The 24,519-nt window shown below is 61.3% G+C and carries 28 protein-coding genes and 2 tRNA genes; 13 read left to right on the top strand and 17 right to left on the bottom strand.

The window, feature by feature from the left end:
* The first annotated feature begins 613 nt into the window (after window positions 1-613).
* On the top strand, window positions 614-1,036 hold the full coding sequence (locus DP106_RS09810; RefSeq protein WP_120085010.1) for a universal stress protein: 423 nt from the start codon (window positions 614-616) through the stop codon (window positions 1,034-1,036).
* A 132-nt stretch (window positions 1,037-1,168) separates the two neighbouring features.
* Here DP106_RS09810 and DP106_RS09815 read toward each other — a convergent pair.
* Window positions 1,169-1,241: transfer RNA gene (locus DP106_RS09815), tRNA-Val, on the bottom strand.
* A gap of 83 nt (window positions 1,242-1,324) precedes the next feature.
* On the opposite strand from DP106_RS09815, the gene DP106_RS09820 reads away from it, so the two are divergent.
* From DP106_RS09820 to DP106_RS09845, 6 genes are all read left to right on the top strand, one after another.
* Complete coding sequence (locus DP106_RS09820; RefSeq protein WP_120085011.1) at window positions 1,325-1,804, top strand: DUF192 domain-containing protein; 480 nt, start codon at window positions 1,325-1,327, stop codon at window positions 1,802-1,804.
* A gap of 61 nt (window positions 1,805-1,865) precedes the next feature.
* The gene (locus DP106_RS09825; RefSeq protein WP_120085012.1) at window positions 1,866-3,794 is read left to right on the top strand and encodes an ABC transporter ATP-binding protein; all 1,929 of its coding nucleotides are present in this window, start codon (window positions 1,866-1,868) and stop codon (window positions 3,792-3,794) included.
* A gap of 90 nt (window positions 3,795-3,884) precedes the next feature.
* Window positions 3,885-4,544, top strand: a complete 660-nt coding sequence (locus DP106_RS09830) for an HVO_0476 family zinc finger protein (protein ID WP_120085013.1) — start codon at window positions 3,885-3,887, stop codon at window positions 4,542-4,544.
* A gap of 325 nt (window positions 4,545-4,869) precedes the next feature.
* On the top strand, window positions 4,870-5,493 hold the full coding sequence (locus DP106_RS09835; protein WP_120085015.1) for a protein-L-isoaspartate(D-aspartate) O-methyltransferase: 624 nt from the start codon (window positions 4,870-4,872) through the stop codon (window positions 5,491-5,493).
* 40 nt (window positions 5,494-5,533) lie between these two features.
* Entirely contained in the window at window positions 5,534-6,286 is a 753-nt protein-coding gene (locus DP106_RS09840) for a protein-L-isoaspartate O-methyltransferase family protein (RefSeq protein WP_120085016.1), read from the top strand.
* Between the two features lie 56 nt (window positions 6,287-6,342).
* Window positions 6,343-6,606 (top strand): hypothetical protein, encoded by a 264-nt coding sequence (locus tag DP106_RS09845; protein WP_120085017.1) that lies wholly within the window; start codon window positions 6,343-6,345, stop codon window positions 6,604-6,606.
* Between the two features lie 18 nt (window positions 6,607-6,624).
* On the opposite strand, the gene DP106_RS09850 is transcribed toward DP106_RS09845, so the two are convergent.
* Entirely contained in the window at window positions 6,625-8,172 is a 1,548-nt protein-coding gene (locus DP106_RS09850) for a methyl-accepting chemotaxis protein (RefSeq protein WP_120085018.1), read from the bottom strand.
* Window positions 8,173-8,387: 215 nt separating this feature from the next.
* Here DP106_RS09850 and DP106_RS09855 point away from each other — a divergent pair, with 215 nt between their 5' ends.
* Window positions 8,388-8,918 carry an NUDIX hydrolase gene (locus DP106_RS09855; RefSeq protein WP_165857866.1) on the top strand — a complete coding sequence of 177 codons (531 nt, stop codon included), beginning with the start codon at window positions 8,388-8,390 and terminating at the stop codon, window positions 8,916-8,918.
* A 50-nt stretch (window positions 8,919-8,968) separates the two neighbouring features.
* Here DP106_RS09855 and DP106_RS15860 read toward each other — a convergent pair whose 3' ends face one another.
* From DP106_RS15860 to DP106_RS09875, 5 genes are all read right to left on the bottom strand, one after another.
* Window positions 8,969-9,112, bottom strand: a complete 144-nt coding sequence (locus DP106_RS15860) for a hypothetical protein (protein WP_165857867.1) — start codon at window positions 9,110-9,112, stop codon at window positions 8,969-8,971.
* A 5-nt stretch (window positions 9,113-9,117) separates the two neighbouring features.
* The gene (locus DP106_RS09860) at window positions 9,118-9,504 is read right to left on the bottom strand and encodes a DUF7718 family protein (RefSeq protein WP_120085020.1); all 387 of its coding nucleotides are present in this window, start codon (window positions 9,502-9,504) and stop codon (window positions 9,118-9,120) included.
* A 187-nt stretch (window positions 9,505-9,691) separates the two neighbouring features.
* A tRNA-Asp gene (locus DP106_RS09865) sits at window positions 9,692-9,764 on the bottom strand.
* A 58-nt stretch (window positions 9,765-9,822) separates the two neighbouring features.
* Window positions 9,823-10,173, bottom strand: a complete 351-nt coding sequence (locus DP106_RS09870) for a helix-turn-helix transcriptional regulator (protein WP_120085021.1) — start codon at window positions 10,171-10,173, stop codon at window positions 9,823-9,825.
* Window positions 10,174-10,198: 25 nt separating this feature from the next.
* The gene (locus DP106_RS09875; RefSeq protein WP_120085108.1) at window positions 10,199-10,951 is read right to left on the bottom strand and encodes an NRDE family protein; all 753 of its coding nucleotides are present in this window, start codon (window positions 10,949-10,951) and stop codon (window positions 10,199-10,201) included.
* Window positions 10,952-11,105: 154 nt separating this feature from the next.
* Between DP106_RS09875 and cmk the strand changes: the two genes are divergently transcribed.
* The 3 genes from cmk (at window position 11,106) to DP106_RS09890 (ending at window position 15,682) form a co-directional block, all read left to right on the top strand.
* Window positions 11,106-11,729 (top strand): (d)CMP kinase, encoded by a 624-nt coding sequence (cmk, locus tag DP106_RS09880; protein ID WP_120085023.1) that lies wholly within the window; start codon window positions 11,106-11,108, stop codon window positions 11,727-11,729.
* A gap of 192 nt (window positions 11,730-11,921) precedes the next feature.
* A complete protein-coding gene (locus DP106_RS09885) occupies window positions 11,922-14,465 on the top strand; it encodes a DNA topoisomerase I (protein WP_120085024.1) in 2,544 nt (847 codons plus the stop codon).
* Window positions 14,466-14,638: 173 nt separating this feature from the next.
* Window positions 14,639-15,682: a CNNM domain-containing protein gene (locus tag DP106_RS09890; RefSeq protein WP_120085025.1), complete on the top strand. Its 1,044-nt coding sequence runs from the start codon at window positions 14,639-14,641 to the stop codon at window positions 15,680-15,682.
* Window positions 15,683-16,019: 337 nt separating this feature from the next.
* Here the strand turns inward: DP106_RS09890 and DP106_RS09895 are convergent, their stop codons facing one another.
* From DP106_RS09895 to DP106_RS09920, 6 genes are all read right to left on the bottom strand, one after another.
* Window positions 16,020-16,880, bottom strand: coding sequence for a phosphate ABC transporter ATP-binding protein (locus DP106_RS09895; RefSeq protein ID WP_120085026.1), 861 nt, complete (start codon window positions 16,878-16,880; stop codon window positions 16,020-16,022).
* A complete protein-coding gene (locus DP106_RS09900; protein ID WP_120085028.1) occupies window positions 16,877-17,734 on the bottom strand; it encodes a PstA family ABC transporter permease in 858 nt (285 codons plus the stop codon). Before DP106_RS09900 ends, DP106_RS09895 begins: the two co-directional genes overlap by 4 nt.
* Window positions 17,731-18,678, bottom strand: a complete 948-nt coding sequence (pstC, locus tag DP106_RS09905) for a phosphate ABC transporter permease subunit PstC (protein WP_394343456.1) — start codon at window positions 18,676-18,678, stop codon at window positions 17,731-17,733. The genes DP106_RS09900 and pstC overlap by 4 nt, the downstream gene beginning before the upstream one ends.
* On the bottom strand, window positions 18,672-19,661 hold the full coding sequence (locus DP106_RS09910) for a PstS family phosphate ABC transporter substrate-binding protein (protein ID WP_120085030.1): 990 nt from the start codon (window positions 19,659-19,661) through the stop codon (window positions 18,672-18,674). Before DP106_RS09910 ends, pstC begins: the two co-directional genes overlap by 7 nt.
* Window positions 19,662-20,001: 340 nt before the next feature.
* A complete protein-coding gene (locus DP106_RS09915; protein ID WP_120085031.1) occupies window positions 20,002-20,430 on the bottom strand; it encodes an RDD family protein in 429 nt (142 codons plus the stop codon).
* 201 nt (window positions 20,431-20,631) lie between these two features.
* Window positions 20,632-21,027, bottom strand: coding sequence for a DUF2237 family protein (locus DP106_RS09920; protein WP_120085032.1), 396 nt, complete (start codon window positions 21,025-21,027; stop codon window positions 20,632-20,634).
* Window positions 21,028-21,135: 108 nt separating this feature from the next.
* Here DP106_RS09920 and DP106_RS09925 point away from each other — a divergent pair, with 108 nt between their 5' ends.
* A complete protein-coding gene (locus tag DP106_RS09925; RefSeq protein ID WP_120085034.1) occupies window positions 21,136-21,861 on the top strand; it encodes a DUF6663 family protein in 726 nt (241 codons plus the stop codon).
* Between the two features lie 185 nt (window positions 21,862-22,046).
* Here DP106_RS09925 and DP106_RS09930 read toward each other — a convergent pair whose 3' ends face one another.
* From DP106_RS09930 to DP106_RS09940, 3 genes are read right to left on the bottom strand one after another with little or no spacing between them, the layout of a single operon-like run.
* A complete protein-coding gene (locus DP106_RS09930; protein WP_120085036.1) occupies window positions 22,047-22,655 on the bottom strand; it encodes a uracil-DNA glycosylase in 609 nt (202 codons plus the stop codon).
* A 22-nt stretch (window positions 22,656-22,677) separates the two neighbouring features.
* Complete coding sequence (locus DP106_RS09935; protein WP_120085037.1) at window positions 22,678-23,292, bottom strand: endonuclease dU; 615 nt, start codon at window positions 23,290-23,292, stop codon at window positions 22,678-22,680.
* 12 nt (window positions 23,293-23,304) lie between these two features.
* Window positions 23,305-23,490: a DUF5786 family protein gene (locus tag DP106_RS09940; protein ID WP_120085039.1), complete on the bottom strand. Its 186-nt coding sequence runs from the start codon at window positions 23,488-23,490 to the stop codon at window positions 23,305-23,307.
* A gap of 104 nt (window positions 23,491-23,594) precedes the next feature.
* On the opposite strand from DP106_RS09940, the gene DP106_RS09945 reads away from it, so the two are divergent.
* Window positions 23,595-24,221 (top strand): MBL fold metallo-hydrolase, encoded by a 627-nt coding sequence (locus tag DP106_RS09945; RefSeq protein ID WP_120085041.1) that lies wholly within the window; start codon window positions 23,595-23,597, stop codon window positions 24,219-24,221.
* Between the two features lie 143 nt (window positions 24,222-24,364).
* Here DP106_RS09945 and DP106_RS09950 read toward each other — a convergent pair whose 3' ends face one another.
* The gene (locus tag DP106_RS09950) at window positions 24,365-24,514 is read right to left on the bottom strand and encodes a 50S ribosomal protein L40e (RefSeq protein ID WP_120085042.1); all 150 of its coding nucleotides are present in this window, start codon (window positions 24,512-24,514) and stop codon (window positions 24,365-24,367) included.
* Window positions 24,515-24,519: the final 5 nt, after the last annotated feature.

The following is a 24,519-nucleotide window of genomic DNA, read 5'->3' on the forward strand; positions in this document are numbered from 1 at the left end:
TACCGATTTAGCCTCCACTATCGGAGACAGTGAACTTCTCAATGTGATCGACTGATGCTGTATCACCGTCTCCGTGGCTCGCTTCGTCGGTCTCGTCCACATCGGTGCTTTTCGTCGAGTACATCACCCACATCCTCTGGCATTCAGTATTTATATCTATCTACCGTTTACATGATTATTCATTATGGATACGGCCAAAAACGGATTTAGAGGGCCTAAAAGGCGCGTCTGCTGCTATTCCTCCACTTCTGAGAAACCGGCCACTACAGTTGTGTGCACCTGCTGTCACCGGGGACGGTGCTCCGAATTCAGTCGACTGTATACACCACCGAGGGGTATGCAGTTGTCTGCATTTAACGGTTTCAGCGGTTATATCGAGGGTTTGGCGCTAACCCTATCACTCATACGCATATTGAAGCAGTCTGTCACCGCTCAGCTTTGTGTTCCGCCCCGGCCAGCGCGCGGTGGCTCTCCTTGCTGTGGAAGGCGTTCGCCTCCGAGCTTTCTATCCGCGTGGGCGGTGTGTCGACAGCGACACGAGTACAGCGTTATCGCTATGTAGCAACGCCCCCGTAATTTTACGACAGCGTGTGATTCACTGTCAACCGGAGTCATGAGCAAGCAGATCGTCGTTCCAGTCGACAGTTCCGAACAGTCACAGCAAGCACTCACCTACGCCGTTGAGGAGTACCCCGAAGCCAAGCTCACGCTTGTCCATGCGTACGGTCTCAGCGCACACGCCGGACGCGGCGCTGTCGTTCAGCCAACCAGCGACGCCATCGATGCCGCCGAGGAACAGGCCGAGGAGCTTGTAGCGGACGCCCGAGAGGTCGCCGTCGACGCCGGCCACGATGGGCCTATCGAGACGGTCGCCGAGACGGGGGATCCTGAGACGGTCATCACAGATCAGGCAGCGGACGCCGATGCGGTCTACATCGGCAGCCACGGGCGTGACGGCACAGCGCGAGTTTTGCTCGGTAGTGTGGCCGAAAAGGTCGTCCGGCGGGCTCCTGTCCCCGTTACCGTCGTCAAGTAACGAGCCGGACTCCCACCCCGGGGGAACGGTTCCACCCCGGCTGTCCGATCCTCCGATCGCTGTCATCGTTGATCACTGCCCGACGGTGCGTTCGTGTTACACGGGGCGTTTCAGAACCGTTCAGAGCAAGAATGGGCTCGGGCGGAGTTGAACCACCGATCTCAGCCTTGTAAAGGCCGCGTCATAACCACTAGACCACGAGCCCGCAATCGATGGAACCACCCGGCCGTCAATAACGGTTTCCTTCCGCGGCGGAAGCACTATGCAGCCGTCAGCCCAACTTCCTTTATGCCGCGGCCGCCCGCGTGGTTCCTCGTCGGCGTCGCTGTCGCCATACTGCTTGCCAGCGGCATCGTCGCCATCACAACCGGTGCTTTCACCGGCGACTACGAGCGGACAACGATCACCGTTGTCGACGCCGTCACTGGCACCGAACGGGCCACCGTCGATGTCCGGATCGCCGATACCCTCGACAAACGCGTTACCGGCCTGAGCACCACCGATGCGCTCGGCCCCAACGAGGGGATGCTGTTTGTTCACAACAGCGAGGGGCGACACGGCTATGTGATGCGGGGGATGGCCTTTCCTATCGACATCGTCTTTATCGACAACAACGGGGCGGTCACAACGATCCACCACGCCGAGGTTGACGCCGACCAGCCGTTCCACGGAACCGGCCGGTACGTGCTTGAACTCCCACACAACTACACAACCGCAAACGATATTACGGTCGGCGATCGGGTCAAGATCCCCGCCGTGTATCGATAATCGCCCGAGGATCACCCCATCGAAGCCAACCCTCTTGCCGACCGCTCCCCTACAAACTGTAATGAGTAGCATCGAGCCCGCGAGCGATGACGATCCCTTTGAGGCACAACGCGAACGGGTCGACAACCCGATGGCGCGGCTGGTCGGCGAGTACGGTCGACCCTACTGGCTGTCTGTCACGCTGGGGATTCTCGCCAGCCTTGCTGCCCGACTGTTGGATCTGTTGCCGGTGATCCTGCTCGGCGTCGCCATCGACAGCCTGTTTCAACGTGTCGAACCCTTCGAGCTCCCGTTAGTCCCACAGGCGTGGCTGCCAAGCACACCGATCGACCAGTTTGCCCTCGTTGTCGGCCTTATCGCCGCCGCCTTCATCACCGGTGCGGCGTTTCACTGGCTCCGCAACTACGGCTTCAACGCCTTCGCTCAAGACATCCAACACGATGTTCGCACCGACACCTACGATACGATGCAGCAGCTCGATATGGGCTTTTTTGCCGACAAACAGACCGGTGAGCTGATGTCGATTCTCTCAAACGACGTAAACCAGCTGGAGCGGTTCCTCAACGACGGCCTCAACTCCGCCTTCCGACTGGCGGTCATGGTCGTCGCTATCGCGGCGTATCTCGTCTATCTCAACCCCCAACTCGCGGTCGTCGCGCTCTCGCCTGTCCCGCTGATCGCCATCTTCACCTACATTTTCGTCAAGACAATCCAACCGAAATACGCCGCCGTCCGCTCCAGCGTCGGCGACGTGAACTCCCGACTGGAAAACAACCTCGGCGGCATCCAGGTCATTAAATCCTCCAACACCGAGGCGTTCGAATCCGGCCGCGTTGACGATGTCTCACGGGACTACTACGAGACCAACTGGGGGGCGATCACGATCCGCATTCGCTTCTTCCCCGGCCTGCAACTCATTTCGGGGGCAGGATTCATCCTCACCTTCCTCGTCGGCGGGCTGTGGGTGTTTTCGGGGTCGGGGCCGGGCCCGTTCACCGGGGCGCTCTCGACCGGCGAGTTCGTCGTCTTCATTCTCTTCACCCAACAACTCGTCTGGCCGATGGCCCAGTTTGGACAGATCATCAACATGTACCAGCGGGCCGAAGCCTCCGCAGAGCGGATCTTCGGGCTGATGGATGAAACCGACGCGCTCGAAGACGATACCGGCAGCGACGACCTTGTTGTCGACGACGGGCAGGTCGCATACGACGATGTGCGCTTCAGCTACGACGATGAGCCGGTACTCGACGACATCAGCTTTAGCGTCGACGGCGGTGACACCCTCGCCCTCGTCGGGCCGACCGGTGCCGGGAAATCGACCGTCCTCAAACTCCTCTTGCGGCTCTACGATCCTGATGGGGGGGCGATCCGGATCGACGGTCAAGATATCCAATCAGTGAGCCGCACCTCCCTCCGACAAGCCATCGGCTACGTCGGCCAGGAATCCTACCTGTTCTACGGCACCGTCCGCGACAACATCGCCTACGGCAGTTTCGACGCCAGCGACGCCGATATACGCGCGGCCGCCGAGGCCGCCGAAGCCCACGACTTCATCCAAAATCTCCCGGACGGCTACGAGACGATGGTCGGCGAACGCGGCGTGAAACTCTCCGGCGGCCAACGTCAGCGGATCGCTATCGCTCGGGCGATCCTTGAGGATCCGGCGCTCCTCGTACTCGATGAGGCGACCTCCGATGTCGACACCGAGACCGAGATGTTGATCCAGCGCAGCCTTGACGATCTGACGACCGACCGGACGACGTTCGCTATCGCCCACCGGCTCTCAACGATCAAGGATGCCGACCGGATCGTTGTGCTTGAGGATGGCCGTATCGTCGAACACGGCAGCCATGAGGAGCTGCTTCGCGCTGACGGGCTGTACGCTCACCTTTGGGGGGTGCAGGCCGGCGAGATCGACTCGCTACCACAGGCGTTCATCGATCGTGCCACCCAACGGCAGGCCCGCACCGAGACGGCCGAAGACGACTGATCGACACCGGCGTTTTCCCCCAGTCGCGCCGCTTTCGCGGCATCGCCACGTGTCACACGGCTTTTACGCTCAGCCACGGAACAACCACCAATGAGTGATCCCGACGCTGGCGATACCCTGGCCCTCTCCTGTCCGGCCTGTTCGCCCCACGACGACACCGTCCATGAGGTACTGAAGCCCGGCGGCACCGCGACCGTTCGTTGTAACGACTGCGAGCACGTCCACAAGGAGACGATCGAGTCGACAGCAGCCGTCGAGAAACGCGTGATCGTCTCTCAGGGCGGCGAATCGATCAGCACACACATCGATGTCGACCCCGAGGAGACAGTTGCGGTTGGCGATGAGTTCGTTGTCGACACCCCTGAGGCGATCTTTCAGGCCCGGGTGACCAGCCTCGAACAGCAAGACGGCGACGCCCGCCCGGAAAGTGCGGTCGCAGACGACCTCGAAGCGATCTGGACACGGGCGATCGACAACGTCAGCGTCAACGTGACGCTCCACCCCAACGACGACTCCCGCGACGACAGCCGGAGCCTCACGATCAACGTCCCCGGCGACTACGAGCTATCTGTCGGCGCGACCGAATCCTTTGGCGACGACGAGTTCACGATCACCGGGCTGTTGGTTCGAGACGATGCCGAGGGCTATCGGTTCGATCAGTTCGACGAGGACGGCGATATGGTGTACGCCAAGGACTGCAAGCGCGTCTACGGCGTCGACGAACAGACGACCGCGTGGTCGGCGTGGTAAGATAACGTTTCAAAATCGCGTTGCTGACCCACTGTTTCTACTGAAAATCGTACTGTGACCACTGTCGCCCAGAAAGCCCTCGGTCGTTCCGCTCCCGCGGCTCTCACGGCTCCCTTCGGTCGCCGTTCGAGCGGGTCGCGGTCTCCCTGCGGTCGACCGCTCGCTCGCTGCGCGCTTCGTCGCTCACTTCGTTCGCTCCTGCAGTGCTTGCGTTCTCGGGGTTCGCGGAACGCCCTCGCCCTTTCATTCCACCAGGGCACCGATTGGTTGGGATCACAACGTAACCGGGCGTAACGGCTACATGTGCTGTGCGCCAACACTCGACATGAACATGGCGACAGCCCGCGACCGGCTGGTCGACAGCCTCGTCGCCAACGACATCATCACGAAATCGAGTACCGCCGAGGCGATGCGCGCGGTGCCGCGCCACAAGTTCGTCGACGACGAGCATCAAGAGCAGGCCTACCAGGATCGCCCGCTGCCGATCGGCAACGAGCAGACGATCAGCGCGCCGCATATGGTCGGCCACATGGTCGACCTACTCGATGTCGACCCCGGGGATCGCGTTCTCGAAATCGGAACCGGCTGTGGCTACCACGCCGCGGTCACCGGCGAGATCGTCGGCGGTGGCAGCGTCTTCAGCGTCGAGTACGACCCCGACCTCGGCGAGGCGGCCCACCAGCGACTCGCCGACCTCAGCTACGATGTGGCTGTCCGGATCGGTGACGGCCGAGAGGGGTGGCCCGAAGAAGCTCCGTTCGACGCCAGCTATCTCACCTGTGCGGCCGCTGAGCCGCCGTCGGCGGTGATCGAGCAGACCACGACCGATGGCGTCGTCGTCGGGCCATTCGGTTCGGGCCAACAGGAGCTCAAACGGATCGTTCCGGGGGCTGACGGAAGCTACGATACCGAAACGATCGCGCCGGTTCGGTTCGTCCAGATGCGCTGACCGCGGTGGGATTAAACCGTTCCATCCCCCAGTTTCGACAATGGATCACGAAACGCTCCGGGCCGATATGGTCGATGGGTTGGAACGCGCCCTTGAGCGACCGCTCGGAGCCGCGGTGCTGGACGCTCTCGGAACCGTCCCGCGCCACGAGTTTGTCGACGACGCTTACGAACCCGGCAGCGACGAGGTCGCCGGCTCCCGCGTGCTTGGTCTCCGGACGGTCGCCCGCATGATCGCCGCGCTTGCGGCCGACGACGGCGACGACACCCTCGTTGTCGGTGCAGGCGTCGGCTACACGACGGCGCTGTTGGCCGAGATCGCCGGCGGCCGCCATGTTCACGCCATCGATATCGACCGCCAACTCGTCCACATCGCTCGCGATAACCTCGGGACGGCGGGTTACGACGCCGTGTTGGTTGACTGCCGCGATGGGGCTCGCGGCTACCCCGAATACGCGCCCTTCGATCGTGTCTTGATCGAGAGTGCGGTACACGACGTGCCGCGGGCGATCCGCGAGCAACTCGCCGAGGGGGGCCGGATCGTTTTTCCACGCGGGACGACCGATCAGACGCTCGTTGCTGTTGAGCCCGCCGGCGATGGCGGCCTTGAATCGGTTGGTGAGTTCGGTTCTGTTGGCTTCCGGCCGATGTTGGTTGACGGCGAACAACCTAGCGGCCACGAGCGCAACCGGACGCGCCGGGAGGACGCCGAGTTCGACTCCCAGGGCTACTTCGCCAAAACAGGCTGGGAGTACGAGTGGCTCAACTGGGACAACCGGCGTGACTCGCGGTAGCTGCGTCCGGCACTCTCAAGCGATACACTCAGGGCCATTGCGGCTCAACACCCTCTGTGGCCCGATCAGAGCCTTCCGCGGACGACCCCGACGAGGACACCTTCGCAGCCCTGACGCTCAAAGAGCGGATCGTCGTCGCCACCGCCCAAGATCCCTCAAAGGCGATCGTTGTCATCCTTCTCGGGCTGTTTGCGTTGACCTTCCTCGTCGCGCTGTCGTTGGTATTCCCCGTTGTTGCCGGACTCTTCGTCCTTGGGACGCTGCTGGTTGTCGTTCTCGCCGTCGGTGGCTACGTTGTGCTCACCCGTCTTGACGGCTGAAACCGCCGCGCCCCACGGCTACAACGATCCGGTTGGCTGGCCGCCGTTGCGCCGAGGCTGGCCGTTGCCCAGTTGACAGTGCCGGTCGGCCGCCCCGACGTAGAAGGATGCCAGTTGGTCGGGAACAGTCGCCGTCTCGACGACGTTGACGACGAGATCGTCGTCGCTCAGCACATCGCCGTCGTTTTCGTAGGTGTTCTCTCTCACCGCTTGCTCGCCCATGAGATCCAACTCGCCGGCGATGTTGCCGATGACAAACAGCGGGCGGTCGCGCTTGGTATCGACGCGGGCGTTGGCTTCATCGAGTCCGCGGGTCGTCACGTCGATCACGTTCTCGTCGGCCTCCCAGGAGCCGAAGAGATCAAGCACGAACAGTCGATCACCTGCCAACGTGTCCGTCAGCGTTACGTCGGCGGTAGCCGACAGCGCGCTCGCCAGCGTCCGGCGATCCATCGTTGCTGTCGGCGACAGCGAGACCGCCCAGCCGGCGTCGATGGCGGCGGCACAACAGGTCGCCACCGCCTTGTCGACAGCCTGCTCGCTGACACCGCCCTCGCTCGTGTCGGCGGTGATCACCGACCGCGATCCCGCCGGCAGCCCGCCGTTGCGATCGAACTCATCCAGTCCCGTGGGGACGGTTTCGGCCGCGCGGAGCCGCGCCTCTCTACGCTCGCGGGCCGCCGAGAGCACATCGTCGATCTCGGCGAGCAGGTCGGTCGTATCGGCACGCTCATCGTGGATCTCGCCGACGGAGTCCTCGATCCCGCGGGCGGCGTCGGCGGTGTCCTCGGTAACCGAGGCGACGCGGGTGGCAGCCTCCGCGCCCTGCTGGACGGCGGTTGAGACCTCGTCGATGCCGGCGGCCGCCGACTGGATCTCCTCGGTGACGACATCGAGTTCGTCGTCGGCGGTTTCGACCTCGTCGGCTCCGGTTTCGACGGCGTCGACCGCCTCATCAAGCGCGTCGGTCACCTCGGCGGTCACGTCTTGGATCTCGGTGACCGCGCTTTCGATCTCCTCGGTTCGAGTCTGGGATTCCTCGGCGAGGCTTTTGACCTCCTCGGCGACGACCGCAAAGCCGTCGCCCTCCTCGCCGGCCCGGGCGGCCTCGATCGAGGCGTTGAGCGCCAGCAGATTCGTGCGCTCGGCGATCTGATCGATCACGTCGACGACCTCGTTGATCTGGCTGACCTTGCGCTCTAAGGTTTCGACCTGCGACTGCACCTGTTCGGTGGCTGTTGAGGCGGTTTCCATCGCGTCGGTCGCCTCGGCAGCGGCCTCCCGTCCGGCGGTCGTCGCCGTCGCCGCTCGGTCGGTCGTCTGGCTGACCTCCTCGGCCGACGAGGAAACCTCCTCGATGGTCGCGCTCAGATCCGACACCTCGCTGGCGACGCTTTCCATCTCATCGACCTGCCGCGTCGCCGTCGACTGGATCGCTTCGAGTCGGTCGTCGACCGCCTCGGAGGTCGCATGCACGACCCCAACCGCACCTTGGGCGTTGGCGATCATCCCGTCTTCAACCGCTGTCTCGGTCTCGTTGTCGGCCTGCTCGTTGTCTACTGACATTCGTTATCATGCTTCATTGTGCCGACACACGTAAGTTTTTATTCATGAATATTGATCCATATTCAAGAAACGAACGTCTGGCACAATTACTCTCGCTAAAACGAATCGGGGTAAAACTGCAAAATAGTGCGATATCAAAAACTGGATTTCAGCCAGGAGGTGCCCGTTGTGAGCAAAACAGAACGGCTACCCGAACCGCGGCCTACCGTCCAGCTATGACCGATTGGCAGCGACTCGCCTCGGAAACCGAATACGACTGTGGCTGGTTCACCGCCGGCTACGATCGCGTGGTTGAACCCTCGGGCCGGGAGGCCGACTACTACTGGGTCGACAAACCGAACGATGGCCTTGGGATCGTCGCCGTTACCGACGACGACCGCGTGGCGATGGTCGAACAGTACCGCCCGAAGTTAGCGGAGTCGTTCGTGGAGTGTCCCGGCGGCTACGTCGAATCCGGCGAATCCTATGTCGAGGCCGCCGAACGCGAACTCAAGGAGGAAACCGGGTTGTCGGCCGAGGAGTGTACGTTGCTGTCGACGTACTACCCGAGTGCGACGATGCGGTTCCAGCGTGGGCTGGTCGTCGCCACCGGGCTGGAGGCTGGCGACGCTGATCCCGATGAGGGCGAGTACATCGAGTGGCGATTCATGAGTGTGGAGGAGGCTATCGAGTCGGCGAAAACGTCGCCGACGACGGGCTGGACGTTGACAGCGTTGTTAGCGGCGCGTGAGGAAGGGTATATTTGATCGATCGACTCAGTCCGGACGCCGTCTTTGAATTCTCGACGAGAGACTAATTATTCGCCGCCGTCGGCCCGCGCTTCCGTCGCCGAGTCCTCCCACGGGCTCACATCGACACCGCGGCTTTCGAGGTAGTCGCGGATTTCGTCCTGTTGCTCCGCTAGTCCGTCTCGCAGTTCCTCGATTTCCTCGTCGGTCATCGGCTCTACTCTATCTGGTGCCATTCTTCGAATCTCCGTATATAGCCTTTGAGGTTCTCTCTCAAGTGTTCTTCGGCGCGATTGAGGGCGACGTTCGACGGGAGCGGCGGTGTCAGTTCGTGACTCTCGATCTTTGCACCGTCCCGGTAGATATCGATGTGAAGCCCGTCCTTGGTTACGTCGTGGGCAGCTTCGTTGCTACCTTCGCTGTCGTGATCGTACCGGACTACTTCCTCCCACTCATCTTCGACGATGTTGCGCCCATACTCCAATTGGACGACGAACCGTGTGACGACACCGCGCTCGATGTCGAGACCGAGCCGGCGGCGGGATCGACGACCTACTCGCTCTGTGAACTCCCTGTCGTAGTCCCGCGGTTTCTTTTCGCCCACCGCGCTCGGTGCTGTCTCTCCGCGGCATCGGATAAAAATCTGGACGTGGAGGCCCGGAGCGGGATTTGAACCTCACTCGCTCACTGTGTTCGCTCGTTGGTTCAAATCCGCCGTCGAACGTTTCCGACTCACGAGGGAACCCTCGCACACGCTACGCAGTGCTCGGGAGTATTGTTCGTCAGAAGAACGCCCGGAGCGGGATTTGAACCCGCGTCACGACCGTGACAGGGTCGTATGATGGGCCACTACACCATCCGGGCGAACGCATTCTATCGTATCGCGGTAAGGTAAATAAGGCTTCTCTTTTCCGGCAGTCAACTACTCCTCGTAGGCTAGATTCATCAGCCACTGCGAGAAGGAGTCACTCTGTGGGTTAACCTCCTCTTCGCCGATAAACGGCGAGAGCAGATCGCCGGCCATCAGCAGCCGGAACTCCAGATCCTTCGCCGTCGGCTCAAGATAGTAGGTGTTGTGCCCGTTGTAAACGGTCTGCTCGCGGTTGATCAACTCAGCCTCAACCAGCTTTTCGGCGATCCGGCTCCCCTTCCGCGAGGAGATGTCGAGTTCCTTCCAGAAATCGCTTTGATGAATCCCACCGGTTTCCTTGATGAGTTCGAGTCCGCGCTGCTCGTCGGCGGAGAGGTCGACCTCGGCTTCGGACACACTCATTGGATTCATTCGGGCCGCAACTCGTTTAAAGGCTGCTTTCGACGCGCTCGAAGCCTGTCCGACACGGCGGCCCATCCGCAAACCAGTAGCTACCGACGCCTGTGGTGGTCTCACCGCCGAGTTCGACCAGCGATGCCGACCGCGTGCCGAACCCATCGCCGTGGACACAGACGCCGTACTCGTGATCACCGAGCACGGCGGCGGCCTGTTCGCGCCACACCGCGGCTGTCGGTGGAGCCGCCTCGTCGACGCTGAGAGCTGACCGCACCGCGGTCGCGTTGGCGGCCTGCTGACGACCCAACTCCGGCCGTTCCGGCGGCTCAAACGACGCCCCATCCGCGCCGACGTTGACGACGACGTGAACCCCGGGGTTGAACTCGGTGACGCCGAGTTCACCATCCCACTCAAGCAGCACGGCTCGGTCGGCGTCGGCGACAACGAGATTGAAGCCGGCGTAGCTGTCGACCGCGACCGCCTGGTCGACGGCGTCGATAGCGGCATCCGCTGACGCAGCACCGAGGCAGTCAGCGACGAGTTGGCCCCGCGAGCGCTCACCCGCGCGGTCGACCCAGCGGTTGGTGATTCCGACAAACAGACCGGCTTCGTTGTAGCCGATCCATGTCCCGCCGGCGCGGGCGTCCCGCGGGGCAATCACCTGCGGATCGGTTTGATACAGCCCCGGCGGCTCGCTGGGACGGTCGGTGGCCTCATCACGGTTGGCGGCAACGACGACCGGCGCGTCGGCAACGGCCTGCCACGCAAAAACGAGTGTACACACGATCGCTTGTAGCAGCGTCACCAACAAGAATCTCGCCCTGTCTCGCTACCGCGATTCGAGCACCTGGTTCGTCCATTCGACACCGCACCTATACCCACCGATCGGGGCTAAGATCGATACCATAAGGTACGTTCATGTGAAACAGTGGTAGTATATGAGTACGCAGGGTCACGCCAGCAAGCCATCGACGCCAGAGATCGACAGCAATCTCCTCATCACCGTCTCCGGCCCGCCGGGCTGTGGGGCGACGACACTCTGTGAACGCCTCTCGGAGGCGATGGACTGCCCCTACGTGTCGGGTGGCGACATCTTCCGGGAGCTCGCCGAGGACGGCGAACTTAGTCTCCACCAACAGACCGCGATTGCCGACAGCTCGGCTGATATCGACCGCGCACTCGACGAACGACTCCAATCAATCGCCGAAAAATGGGGTTCCTCCGGAAAGCCCTTTATCCTTGAATCCCGTCTCGCTGGCTGGTTGGCCGGCGAAAACGCGGATCTTCGGATCTGGCTCGACGCACCGGATGAGGTACGGGTTGATCGCGTCGACGGCCGTGAGGAAACCGAGGCTGAGATGCGTGTCCGGGAGGTCAGCGAGGCTGGCCGCTATCAGAAATATTACGACATCGATGTTGAGGATCGCGAGTTCTACGACCTCAACATTAACACCGCCCGCTGGGGCAAAGCAGGCGTCTTCCAGCTTGTCAAAACCGCGATTGAGCAGTACGACGCCGAAGCCGACGAGGGGGCCTACGAGACACCGCCCGTCGAGTTTTGAGCAGGTGCGGCTCGCTTAACACGCTGAGTTCCGTTGCGGCGGACAGCATTTGCAGCTGAAACTGTGGTGGTGTCTCTGTCAGTGCGGCACCGAACGGTCTAATCGAACGATAACAGCCGTCGACGCAAGCGGATCTCCCCTGTTTAGCGTCGCGCGAAAGCTTTAGGCGAGCCAGCGGCCTACGCCGATCCAATGAGTCGCGGCCCTGCAGTGATTATCACCGAGAAGGATAACGCCGCCCGGCGGATCGCTGAGATCCTCAGCGACGGTACCGCCGACACCGAGCGTGTCGCCGGCACCACCGTCTACAACTGGGGCGGCAACCGTTGTATCGGCCTCTCGGGACACGTCGTCGGTGTTGACTTCCCGCCGGAGTACAACGACTGGCGCGATGTCGAACCCGTCGAGTTGATCGACGCCCCCATCGACAAACAGCCGACTCAGGAGGGGATCGTCCGCGCGCTCCGCCAACTCGCCCGCCGGGCCTCCCACGTCACCATTGCCACTGACTACGACCGCGAGGGTGAGCTGATCGGCAAGGAAGCCTACGAACTGGTGCGGGAGGTCAACGAGGACGTGCAGATCGACCGCGTGCGCTTCTCCTCGATCACCGACCGCGAGGTGACTGAGGCCTTCGACAACCCCGACGAACTCGACTTCGAGCTCGCCGCTGCCGGCGAGGCCCGACAGGTGATCGATCTCCTGTGGGGGGCTGCCCTCACCCGATTCCTCTCGCTTTCGGCGCGCCAACTCGGCGATGATTTCATCTCTGTCGGCCGCGTTCAGGGCCCGACGCTCAAGCTGATCGTTGACCGCGAACGCGAGATCGAGGCCTTCGACCCCGAGGACTACTGGGAACTCTTTGCTGACCTCGAAACCGACGAAGCCGGCGGCTTCGAGAGCCAGTATTTCTATCGGGACGAGGACGGCAACGAGGCCGAACGGCTCTGGGACGGCGACCGCGCCGATGCAGTCTACGACGCCCTCACCGAGTCCGAGACCGCTGCCGTCGACTCGGTCAACCGACGCACTCGCACCGACAGCCCGCCCGCGCCGTTCAACACCACGCAGTTCATCCGCGCGGCCGGCTCGCTGAACTACTCCGCCCAGCAGGCGATGAGCGTCGCCGAGGAGCTGTACACCGCCGGCTACCTGACCTACCCCCGCACCGACAACACGGTCTACCCGGAGGATCTCGATCCGCGCGAACTGCTGGAAGCGTTCACCGGCGACAGCACCTTTGGCGACGACGCCGAGGGCCTGCTGGCGGCCGACGAGATCGAACCAACCGAGGGCGACGAGGAGACGACCGACCACCCGCCGATCCATCCGACCGGCGAACTCCCCAGTCGCAGCGAGCTCTCCGACGACGAGTGGGAGATCTACGAACTCGTCGTCCGCCGCTTCTTTGCCACCGTTGCCGACGACGCGACGTGGGAACACCTGAAGGTCGTCGCCGAAATCGCCGACCGCGAGGTCGTCGACGGTGAGCCCCCGACCGAGGATCTCACACTGAAGGCCAACGGCAAACGTCTTGTCGAGGCCGGCTACCACGCTGTCTACCCCTACTTTAGCCAGTCGGAAACCCACGTCCCCGACGTAACTACTGGCGACGAGTTGGCGATCACCGATACCCAAATCGAGGCCAAACAGACCCAGCCGCCGCGCCGCTACGGCCAGTCGCGGCTGATCGAAACCATGGAGGGGCTAGGGATCGGCACGAAAAGTACCAGACACCATACAATTGAGAAACTCTACGACCGCGGTTACCTCGAAAACGACCCGCCGCGACCAACGATGCTGGCGAAGGCGGTCGTTGAGGCCGCCGAGGAGTTCGCCGATCAGGTCGTCTCCGAGGAGATGACCGCCCAACTCGAAGCCGACATGGAGGCGATCGCAGCGGGCGAAAAGGCGTACGACGAGGTGACCGCTGAATCCCGCCGACTCCTCGAAGACGTTTTCGACGACCTCACCGACTCCCGGGAGGCGATCGGCGACCAGATCCAGCAGTCGCTCAAGGCCGACAAAACGCTCGGCCCCTGTCCGGAGTGCGGCGACGACCTGCTCATCCGCACCAGCCGGCAGGGGTCGTACTTCATCGGCTGCAACGGGTATCCCGACTGTGAGTACACTCTCCCGCTACCGTCGACCGGCAAACCCCTCCTGCTCGATGAGATCTGCGAGGAACACGAGCTCAGAGAAGTCAAACTGCTGGCCGGCCGGAAGACGTTCGTCCACGGCTGTCCGCAGTGTCAGGCCGACGCCGCCGACGCCGAGGCGGATCGCGTGATCGGCAACTGCCCCGAGTGTGGAAAAGAGCACGGCGGCGAGTTGGCGATCAAACAGCTCCGCAACGGCTCGCGGCTCGTCGGCTGTACGCGGTATCCTGACTGCGAGTACTCGCTGCCGCTGCCGCGCCGCGGCGACATCGAGATCACCGACGATCACTGCGAGGAACACGGGCTGCCGGAACTGCTTGTTACCTACGAGGACGAGGACAGAGAGTCCTGGGAGCTTGGCTGCCCGATCTGCAACTATCGGGAGTATCAGGCCCGCCAGAACGGCTCGGCGTTGGAAGCCATCGACGGCATCGGCGAGAAGACCGCCGAGAAGCTCCAGATCGCCGGCATCGAGGACGTTGCGGGTCTGAAAAATGCAAACCCCGACAAACTGGCCGAAGAAGTCGACGGCGTTGGCGTCGACACCGTTCGCGATTGGCAGGCTGACGCCGACTGAATGGCCCCTCCGAGACAGCCATTGCGTTCTGTATAGTCTAACACATTCGAACTCGCAGCCTTCGATTCTCACGGCATCCCAACTATCGGGTAGCTATCACGAGAGTTACTCCCGGGGGTGTCTCTGTGCTGCTGTGAACACTTTTTTGAGGCTACCTCCGGGATGGCCGACCGATGGATCCGCTTGAGATCGCCCTCCGAATTCTTGGTGGGATCGTTCTTATCGGCGTGAACGCCTACTTCGTCGCCATCGAATTCGCCCTGACCCGGCTCAGGCAGTACCCCGAATCCGAGTTCGACACGCCCGGACTTGAACTCGCTTGGGAGATGACCAACGATCTGGAGTTTTACCTGACGACGTGTCAGGTGTGGATCTCCGCGACGAGTATCGCCCTCGGGATTATCGCCGAACCCGGGCTGGCAGCCCTGATCGAGCCGCTGTTCGAAAACACCACGCTCGCGTCTGTCGGTGCCGGCTCACTGCTCGGCTTTCTCATCATCAATCTGGTGCATCTCACACACGGCGAACAGACACCGACGTATCTCGGTGTCGAACGCTCCAAACAGGTCGCGCGGTACGGCGCACGACTACTGTACTGGTTTGCGAAGATACTGGCTCCAGCTATCTGGGTCGGCGACTCGGTTGCCAAGGCCACACTCGGGCTGTTCGGCATCGAGATGACCCAGGCGTGGACGGAGACGGAAAAGGAGGTCATCGAAACCCGTGCGGACCTCCGCAATCGGCTGGGATCGGTGCTCGAAGAGGGCGAACTGCCTGCCGACCGGCGGGAGGAGATCATGAACGCACTGACTATCGGCGAGCAGTCGGTGCGAGAGGTCATGATTCCGCCCGAGGAGATCGTGGCACTGTCCACCGAGAACGGGATCGACGCGAACTTCGAGACGCTTGAGGCGAAGCCCCACACGCGGTATCCGCTGGTCGGTGATGATCTGACAGCGTTCGAGGGTGTTCTCTACAGCCCGACGCTGTTCAACAAGCGTGAGCAACTGTCCAGCGGCGAGACGACGCTGTCGGCGCTGGCCGCCCCGCCGATGACACTCTCGCCTGATACCGACGTGAGCGATGCGATCGACCAGTTCCAGACGGAACGCCAAGAACTCGCGCTCGTTATCGAGGACGGCGACGTGGTCGGTCTGGTGACTGTCACCGATCTACTGGAGACGATCATCGGCGATATCGAGGATCCGCTTGACTGAGGCAACTTCGCCACCATGTGGTCGCGCATTCGGATTTGGTCTTGACTAACCGACCGAAACAACCACCAGACCAGCGATATTGTCACCGACTTGCGTGCAAGGTGGAAGGCGCGTGTCGGTCACTCGTTGATTGAGGGGTTCAGCTCAACCTCAACGTTGATAGCGGAATTATTAATCTCTCCTGCAGGTACTATCTAGTCAAGCGGTCACATTCGACACCCTACATACCCATCGGGTTTAGACTAAGCCATAGACGACGATACGATTCACAGCACAGATTACAGCATATCACTGGACACCGATGTCTGAGGTAGACAGTGCAGACAGTAGTATAGTTTTACTGCTTGTCGTCGCCAGCGGCTGGCCCTTCGCCCCCAGCAGAGGTCGGTGGTGTAGTCGTTGGCCCAGTAGCGTTATCTTCCCGGTTGACCGGTGTTGGGCCACCAATGAACGCTTTTGTCCGCTCCTGTTGTGGATCTTCGAAGAACGACCGAACATCGTTGCTCTCGATAACTTCTCCGAGATAGAGGAACACAACCTCGTCGGCAAGCCGGCGGGCTTGGGCCATACTGTGAGTGACAAGAATGATCGTATATTCGGATTTTAGTCTTTTGAGCGTTTTTTCGACGCTTTCGGCCGACACCGGATCGAGCGCGGAGGTTACCTCGTCGCAGAGCAACACGTCCGGCTCAACGGCCAGTGATCGGGCGACACAGAGTCGCTGGATCTGTCCGGTCGATAGCTCCGCGCCCGGCGCGTCAAGCCGGTCGGCGACTTCATCCCAGAGGTTGACCTTTCGGAGATAGGTTTCGACCTTTTCGTCGAGATCGGCCTTCGACTCGTAGTCACCGTGGATGCGAAGCCCGTAGGCGACGTTTTCGTAGATTGACACGGGCAGCGCGGTCGGCGTTTGGGGGACGTAGCCGATCCGTTTGCGTATCTCCGGGGCTGGCACGTCAGTGTTGTACACTGAGTCTCCTGAGAGCAACACATCGCCATCGATTGTGACGTTTTCCTGAATCTCGTGGAGCCGGTTGAGTGATTTCAGTAGCGTTGATTTCCCACAGCCGGACGGCCCGATGATCGTTGTGAGCGTGTTCGCTGGGAAGCCGATAGAGACGCCTTTGACGGCCTCGATCTCGCGGTCGCCGGTGTACGTTACTGAAAGCTGGTCTGTCGTGAGTGGGGTATCTGTCATCTGTTTCCTCCGGGTGTATATCGCGCATAGCGGCCGGCTAACAGCTTCGAGAGGAGTATCAAGCCGAGTACGACACTGGTCAACACGAACGCCGCCGCGTATGCGTGGGAACGAACCTCGGCGTTAAACGACATCGCCTGATCGAAGATGAGCACTGGCAGCGTCGTCGCCGCCTCGAACAGCCCTCCGGGCATTCGAGTGCTTCGACCGGTGGTAAACAACACGGTCGCCGCATCGCCGATACCGCGAGCAAACCCCATTACTAGGCCGGCGATCACGCCCGGTGCAGCCGCCCGAACGGTCATTCGCATGCTCTCAAACCGGGTCGCGCCAAGCCCGTAGGTCGATTCTCGAACCGTTTCCGGGGCTGCGCGCAGTGCCTCATCGGTGTAGCGCGTCATAATCGGATACTGGAAGATAGCGATGGCAATGATACCGAAAAATAGACTCGTCTGGGCCCCCGTGGCGATGATGATTGTCAGCACAAAGACGCCGTAGACGATTGGCGGGGTTCCCCACAGCACGTTCAGAAACATGTTTACACCGTCGGAAAACCGTCTGCTGGAGTAGTCGCTCTGGAGGTAGACCGCTGTTGACACCGCAGCCACCATCGAGACGACCGTTGCCGGGCCGACGATAAAGAGGCTACCAAGCACCGCATGCAGAAAGCCGCCCGTTCCTTCGAGCATGTATCGCGAGCCAGGTGGTGTGAATACAATCGATGGATCAGCGAGTAACACGCCGCCTCCTCTGGCAACAGTGACCCCAATAACCAACAGCAACACACCAACGACAAGCAAGGCGGCCGCCCGCACTGCGATGCCGAACAGCCGCTGTGTCATATAGCGGTTCATTGGTACTGCCACCGCCGTTTGAGTCGCTGCTGGACGAGCATCGCCCCGAAATTAAACAGCCAGACAACGATGACGAGCATCAGCCCGACGAAGATCAACGCCGATTGCGTGAGCGGCAGCGACATCAACTCGCCGAAGTCGTTGACGATCAGCGTCGGCAAGGTCTGGCCCGTCGAGAAGATTGAGTTTGGGATCTGTGTCTGGCCGCCGATTAGCAACGCAGGCACGATTGTCGCGCCGAACACGCGGCCAAACCCAAGCAAAATCGCCGAAAAGATACCCGGTCCGGCTGCCCGAAGCAACACCGATCGGATGGTCTCGAACTTGGTTGCGCCGACGCCGAGCGACGTTTCCCGCAGCTCGTCGGGGAGCGATTCGAGTGATTCGACCGACAGTGAGGTCATGAAGGGGGTGACAACGATCGCGATCACGAGGCTGACAGTAAAGATGCCGACGCCGACAGTGTTCTCGCTGAACACCGGAGCCACGTAGCGACCGATAACCGGCACAACGACGATCAGCGCGACCAGCCCGAAGATCACACTCGGGATCGCCGCCAGCACGTCGATCAGCGCGGCGACAAGCGTTTTTGTTCGGCCTTCAGCGTACTCGGCGATATAGATCGCTGCACCGAGGGCAATCGGCACCCCCATTAGCATCGAAAGTGCGGTGACGTAGATGGTGCCGACGATCGCTGGTAGAAAGCCGAAGTTGTTCGCCGCAGGATCCCAGTTTGCGGAGGTTAACATCGAGCTCAGCGGATACTCCGAGAGAATCGGCAGCGACCGGTAAAACAACAGCAGTGTGATCCCCGCAAACAGCGCGATCGCCAGATATCCCGCCCCGGTGAGCCAGTAGCTGCTGTAACGTTCAGCGAGCAGCCGTCGGCCGAGACGACTCGACTGAGCCCGGTTTTGAAGACTGTCGGTGTCAGTGGTCACGATTCGGTATTATTCTCAAGTGTCGTTCGTCCGTCCTCAAGACGGTCTTCTGTCAGGGGAACGTATCCGTTTTCGGAGACGTACTGCTGACCGTCAGTGAGCACCCACTCGATAAACGGTGCGACAGCGGCGTCGAAGGCACCGTTTGCGGCGAGCCACATCTCACGGGCTGGCGGTGCTGGGTAGTCGCCGCGCTCAACGGCCGCAAGCAGTTCACCACGGGTTTGATAGAACGACTCCGACTCGGAGAGTCCATCGCCGTTTTGATCGAGGGGGATCGGCCGGATCTCACCGTCGAGTTCGCCGCTGTCGAGATTGTAAACGTAATTGATATTATTCATGCCGATGGCGTTTTCACTGTCACCAAGCGACTGGGCGACGGGCTGATCACCGTTGAAATTGCCGTCGGAAAGCCCTTCAAGATCATCCTGTGTGTAGGCGTTGCCTTCGCCGCCGAGGAACTCACCCCACTTTTTGTACGCCGCAGAGGCGTCCGATCGGCCGTAGACGACGATCTCGGCGTCGACACCGGCATCCGGAAACAGTTCTCCCCAGTTGGTGATCTCTTTAGTAAATATTGCTTCTAACTCGGCTCTCGTTACCCCCTGTGATTGAATCTGATCGATTACTGGATTGTTCTGATTGACGGTGCCGACAACGGTATCGATCAACATCGGCACCGCGACCAATCCACGTTCGAGTTCCTCCTGAAACGGCTCACGCCCCATCATGGCCACGTCGACCTGCTCGTTGAACAGATCTGACACCCCGACGCCGGTGCCACCACCCGAAATATCGAAGCTAAGATCGCTCTGTTCAGCGTAGATATCGGCCCACACCTGTACCATCGGTAACGGGCCGACGCCGCCAGAGATCCGCACTGTTTGGCCGCCACCGCCGCCACCGCCGAGACAACCGGCTGCCGAAATGGTGGTGCCGACGGTCGCCGCACTCAGCACAGATCGTCGTGAGTACTGCTGTGTCATCATTGCAGCTATATTTTCAAGACGTATATCCTTCGACTAGTCGACAAATACGCGTTGCTCACCAGCATACAAAAAAAAAATTGCTGGTGTCTGTAACATCGTATCCAAACAAACCGCTTCCGAATTGATGCTGACCACACTGGTGCTATCCGTTTTATTTGTAGTCTATGGGATGCTCGGCATTCACCGACTCAGCAAACGAATCGAAAGCGGGGTGTCGACGGCAACGCCGCCGGTGCGGTGGCCTCAGTATCGCCATGTTTACCGATAGCGTACTCATCGCTGTCACCGTTATCAAAAAGATGGGGGCGTTGACCGCAGCTGCCACTCCGTGGTTCTGTCACCGCTGTTTAGCGACAATGGTGTCTGCCACGAGATCGCCGACCCGCTGATCCTTGTCGGTCAGATATATCGAGATCATGGCGACAAGGTTCAGTGTCGGGAGTGCGTCGATGATCCACGCCAGATTCCGGAGCATCGATGCCGGGATCGTACATTGCGACCCGTCCGATTTGACCACGACCAAGCCGAACAGATATTTCCCCGGTGTGTAGCCGAGTAGACCTTCGAGCAGCAGGGCATAGATGAGTCCGACCAGGACGTAGACACTCAAAAAGAGCAGTGTGATGAGGTCGCCAGCGACCGGGCCGAGCAAGATGAAGGGAACCCCGAGCACCCCGATCAACACGCCATCCACAAAGAACGCCAGTATCCGTCGCAACGTTACCCCATCGGTTGTGTTGAGATCCGGTTTTGGATGCTTCCGCATACTGTTGCGAACATGTCCATCCGTTTTTATAAACTCTGATGGGCGGCTTCACCACGAGAAACACCGGTTCAGCCGTCTATGATTGCCCCGGTCGAATCGAACATGACGAGGGGAGTGATATGACCGCTGTGCTATCGGTTGTAGACCGCACTGCCGATCTGCGCCGGAAATCGATGCCGCGCTGCGCTTCAGCCGTCGAAACTACCTGTGATCAGCACTGTCCTCCGGCGGTTCGGCGGCGTGCTCGCGGAGTTCCTCGACCGAGAGCTCATCGAGGACGCCCTCGCTTGTCGCTTCGAGCACAACCGGCGGCGCGTGGCCAACCTCTCGGGCTTCGATCCACCGGGGGAGACAGATACACCAGCGGTCGCCCGACTGTAACCCGGGAAAGCCGAGTTCCGGCCGCGGGGTGATGAGATCGTTGCCCTGTTCGCGGCTGTACTCGAGGAACTCCTGTGTCATCACCGCACAGATCTCGTGGCGGCCGGGATCACGTTGCAGCTGTCGGCAGTGCCCGTCGCGCAAAAACCCGGTTTCAGGACGCTTACTACAGGGCTGTAACTCGCCACCCACCACATTGTGTTCGGTGTCGCTCATGCCGGCATTTCCGGCTACGGCTGTATAGCTATTCGGCCCAACGTGTCCTTTTGTCGACTCCCAACCCCAAGCCGCGGGGCTTATTCGCGCCCCTCGATAAGCAGCGGTATGGAGCCGACGACGACCGGCCGGTTTCGCGTTCTCGACCGTCGCCCGGATGGCACGATCCTGCTGGTCGATCTTGCCAACGCTATCGCTGCGGCAACCGGCGAGGATCCCGACGCTGATCTGCGCCCGATCGCCGTCACCCCACCAGCCGTCGATGACCCGAAGACCGACGCACACGATATCGACGCCGAGACAGTCGACACGATCAGATCGCTGGAACCCGGCTACGTCGTCGAGGCCGAACTCGCCTGGGACGACAGCGACGCCGCTTTTCTTGACTGTACGATCACGAACCGCACCCGGATCCAGTACGCCGATGGCGTGACTGGCCTCTTTGAGAAGGCCCAGGAAACGTGGCACGACGCACAGGTCGCCGGCGAGGCGATGAACTCCGCGGTGACCTACAGCACCGGCAAGGAGCCTAACGGCGTCGTCTACGTGTTTGCCAAACAAGACCCGCCACGAGACCTCTTTGAGGAGTTTCGGACGGGCGCAACGCCGATCGAACCGCTGATACAGCGTGTTAACGCTACCCACGATGGGGGTGCTGCTGATACCACCGCCGATGACGATGCGGTCGACAACGCGTCCGACGACGAGGCCGAGCGTGCCGTTTTCGTTCTCAACCCCGCCGACGAGCCGTTTGTTGTGGTGTATATCGTTTTCCGCAAAGACGGCATGTTGGCTCAGACCGTCCGCGATACCTACGGGTTGCCGGCTATCTGAATGCGATGAGAGAGCGGCGGCCCTACTGGGGTAGCACCGGCCGCCAGGGGCGTGGACACAACACATGACCCGTCGGTGGGTGGGAACCGACGGCCGATGGGATGGCCCCATCGGATGTACTGATCGTTACCCATGTAACCGCTGCGCCGCGTTTCAGAGCCAGAAAACCCCAGCGAGCGGACTGCTCAGAACTCGCCGAGTCTCGACTGGCCGTCGCCATCATCGTTGCCGCCGTCGCCCAGTCCAGCAAGCCCAACCGCCGACACGATCGTCTCCTCGAAGCCGTCTCGCTGACTGGCGTCGTACAGCGTCGCCGCCGGATGCATCGACAGCAACACCCGCTGTGAGCGATCGCCAAGCCGACAGTCGACAACGTCGCCCGCCTCCTTTGTGATCGCAACCGACCGATCCAGCAGGTGCTCGCTCGGCACCTTCCCGAGAGTGACGACCAGCGTCGGATCGACGGTTTCGATCTCGGTCTCCAGATAGCCGCGGCAGTTGGCAAGCTCGTCAGTTGTCGGATCACGGTTATCTGGGGGTCGACACCGAACACAGTTGGTGATTCGTACAGCCGATCGATCGACGCCGGCGTTATCAAGCGCGTCATCAAGCACCGAGCCCGATCGGCCGACGAAGGGTTCGCCCGCCTCGTCTTCATTCGCGCCGGGGGCCTCGCCAACAAACACCAACTCGGCATCATCTGGGCCGACGCCGTTGACAATCCGACTCCGGGAGGCGACAAGGTCGGGACACTGTTCGCAGTCGGTGACACACCGGCCGTCGAATCCGTCCATACCAACCGGTGGGGCGGGCGGCTTAACTGTCGGTCGGTTTGTCGGTCGCCGCGTCGCCGGCGGTCTCCCAGCCGAACCGCTCGGCCTGTTGGCGTCCTGCGCGGGCAGCCCGTTGAGCGACCCGGAGCGGTTCGGGACGCTCGTTGCTGTCGGGAGTAAACGCACGAAGGATGTCGGTGGCGTCGACCGTGTCGATGCCGACCGTTCGGAGCCACAGCTCAGTGTCGTTGACGGTGACTGGTTTACGGGCCGGGAGCTCCCGGTAGGTAGCCAGCCGTCGATCTAACGCCTCGCCAGAAAAGTGCTCTCGGAGCGGTTTCTCCAGTCCATTGCTCTCCTCGAATGCGACCGCGATCACCGGCCGGTCGGCGGCCGCGTGCACATCGTCGAGAGAAATGAGGTTGAACCACGCGGGGGCGACACCGGCGAACAGTACCCACTGAGCGTCCGGTCTGTCCAGCCGGTCGAGTAGGTCATCACACGCGGCGGTCGCATCGCTACCACCGGTCGTACAACGCGCGAAGGCACACTTCTCAACGACGCGGTCGGCACGAACGACGGCCCCACATAACTGGCTGTAGTCAGGGCCATCGGAGGCGGCGATGCCGACCGCCCGACTGCCGGGCTTCGGAGCCATCGCAGCAGCGGCTTACTCTGCGGGGTCGTCTTTCATCGATTCGAGTCTGTCGAGCAGTTCGTCGTTGGACGCACCGATCTCGAAATCAACGCTGCCTTTGTGTTCGGCCTCGCCGGCGTCGAGCCCGTCGTCGTTCTCGAAGTCGGTATCAAAATCTTGGTTCTCCTGTTCAGACTCATCGTAGCTTCCGAATCCCATACATACACATAGATGGCTCCAACAGTGAAAAATCCCCGTGCAGGCTGAGTGTCAGTAGCCAGCCGACGCCGGGGACTTTTGCTGGTCGATCACGTCCCGCCGGTATGGAGCCGACTGTTGTTACTGACGGTGCGGATGTCTTCACCTGCAACGCGTATCTCGTTGACGGCGAGACGCCGACGCTTATCGATGCTGGCACCATGCCCGGCGTTGCCGACGTGATCGCCGACCACGTTGCTGACCTCGATCGGGTTGTACTCACCCACCAGCATGGCGATCACGTCGGCGAACTCGACGCCGTCTTAGATCGCTTTGATGCTGATCTTTACGCCTACGCCGACCATCCACGCAGAACCGTCGCCATCGACGACGGTGACAGCGTCGCTATCGGCGACGACGAGTTCGACGCGATTTATACGCCGGGTCATGCGAGCGACCACCTGTCGTTGGTAAGTGATAGGGCCCTGTTCAGCGGCGATGTCGTCGTCTACAACGATGGCGCGTTCGACGACGGCAGCTTCGGCCGCACTGATCGCCGCGGGCAGTCACGCGAGCGACTGATCGAAAGTCTCGAACGGATTCTCGACGGACTTCCTGACTCGGTGTCGGCGATGTACGCCGGCCATGGCGACCCCTTCCGCGCTGAGCCTGCCGGCGACGACGTGCGAACCGTCATCGAGCGTGCGCTTGAGCGCGCCGAACGCCGGGAGCCGAAGTATCCCGACGGGTAATCTCGATCCGGTGAGGTCGCTTGTGGTCGTTGCTCGGTATCGCCGACAGCGACGGTGTCATTGTTTGAACACCGCCGACAGCGGTGTCGATGACACAGCTGTCGCTTGCGGCCGAGAGGCCCTTGGAAACCCAACCGGCAGAATCAGGCTGCGCGTCGCTCTTTGGCTTTCGGGCGAAGCCGCGAGTAGCCACACTTTCGGCAGCTGTCGGCGTCCGGCGCGTTGCGCGCGTTACACCGCATGCAGATCTGCTTGTTGAGCGTCCGGCTGGTGGCGACATCATTGGTTGGCATACCCA

The sequence above is a fragment of the Halonotius pteroides genome, assembly GCF_003605635.1.
Taxonomy (GTDB): Archaea; Halobacteriota; Halobacteria; order Halobacteriales; family Haloferacaceae; genus Halonotius; species Halonotius pteroides.

Excerpts from the sequence above, each read along its gene's own strand:
- DP106_RS09915 (WP_120085031.1), bottom strand. The coding sequence starts at position 20,430 with ATGCGGAAGCATCCAAAACCGGATCTCAACACAACCGATGGGGTAACG.
- DP106_RS09940 (WP_120085039.1), bottom strand. The coding sequence starts at position 23,490 with ATGGGATTCGGAAGCTACGATGAGTCTGAACAGGAGAACCAAGATTTT.
- DP106_RS09820 (WP_120085011.1), top strand. The coding sequence starts at position 1,325 with ATGCCGCGGCCGCCCGCGTGGTTCCTCGTCGGCGTCGCTGTCGCCATA.
- DP106_RS09810 (WP_120085010.1), top strand. The coding sequence starts at position 614 with ATGAGCAAGCAGATCGTCGTTCCAGTCGACAGTTCCGAACAGTCACAG.
- DP106_RS09830 (WP_120085013.1), top strand. The coding sequence starts at position 3,885 with ATGAGTGATCCCGACGCTGGCGATACCCTGGCCCTCTCCTGTCCGGCC.
- DP106_RS09945 (WP_120085041.1), top strand. The coding sequence starts at position 23,595 with ATGGAGCCGACTGTTGTTACTGACGGTGCGGATGTCTTCACCTGCAAC.
- DP106_RS09890 (WP_120085025.1), top strand. The coding sequence starts at position 14,639 with ATGGATCCGCTTGAGATCGCCCTCCGAATTCTTGGTGGGATCGTTCTT.
- DP106_RS09835 (WP_120085015.1), top strand. The coding sequence starts at position 4,870 with ATGAACATGGCGACAGCCCGCGACCGGCTGGTCGACAGCCTCGTCGCC.
- DP106_RS15860 (WP_165857867.1), bottom strand. The coding sequence starts at position 9,112 with ATGACCGACGAGGAAATCGAGGAACTGCGAGACGGACTAGCGGAGCAA.
- cmk (WP_120085023.1), top strand. The coding sequence starts at position 11,106 with ATGAGTACGCAGGGTCACGCCAGCAAGCCATCGACGCCAGAGATCGAC.
- DP106_RS09850 (WP_120085018.1), bottom strand. The coding sequence starts at position 8,172 with ATGTCAGTAGACAACGAGCAGGCCGACAACGAGACCGAGACAGCGGTT.
- DP106_RS09885 (WP_120085024.1), top strand. The coding sequence starts at position 11,922 with ATGAGTCGCGGCCCTGCAGTGATTATCACCGAGAAGGATAACGCCGCC.
- DP106_RS09855 (WP_165857866.1), top strand. The coding sequence starts at position 8,388 with ATGACCGATTGGCAGCGACTCGCCTCGGAAACCGAATACGACTGTGGC.
- DP106_RS09825 (WP_120085012.1), top strand. The coding sequence starts at position 1,866 with ATGAGTAGCATCGAGCCCGCGAGCGATGACGATCCCTTTGAGGCACAA.
- DP106_RS09950 (WP_120085042.1), bottom strand. The coding sequence starts at position 24,514 with ATGCCAACCAATGATGTCGCCACCAGCCGGACGCTCAACAAGCAGATC.
- DP106_RS09925 (WP_120085034.1), top strand. The coding sequence starts at position 21,136 with ATGGAGCCGACGACGACCGGCCGGTTTCGCGTTCTCGACCGTCGCCCG.
- DP106_RS09910 (WP_120085030.1), bottom strand. The coding sequence starts at position 19,661 with ATGACACAGCAGTACTCACGACGATCTGTGCTGAGTGCGGCGACCGTC.
- DP106_RS09870 (WP_120085021.1), bottom strand. The coding sequence starts at position 10,173 with ATGAGTGTGTCCGAAGCCGAGGTCGACCTCTCCGCCGACGAGCAGCGC.
- DP106_RS09935 (WP_120085037.1), bottom strand. The coding sequence starts at position 23,292 with ATGGCTCCGAAGCCCGGCAGTCGGGCGGTCGGCATCGCCGCCTCCGAT.
- DP106_RS09840 (WP_120085016.1), top strand. The coding sequence starts at position 5,534 with ATGGATCACGAAACGCTCCGGGCCGATATGGTCGATGGGTTGGAACGC.
- DP106_RS09900 (WP_120085028.1), bottom strand. The coding sequence starts at position 17,734 with ATGAACCGCTATATGACACAGCGGCTGTTCGGCATCGCAGTGCGGGCG.
- DP106_RS09895 (WP_120085026.1), bottom strand. The coding sequence starts at position 16,880 with ATGACAGATACCCCACTCACGACAGACCAGCTTTCAGTAACGTACACC.
- DP106_RS09930 (WP_120085036.1), bottom strand. The coding sequence starts at position 22,655 with ATGGACGGATTCGACGGCCGGTGTGTCACCGACTGCGAACAGTGTCCC.
- DP106_RS09920 (WP_120085032.1), bottom strand. The coding sequence starts at position 21,027 with ATGAGCGACACCGAACACAATGTGGTGGGTGGCGAGTTACAGCCCTGT.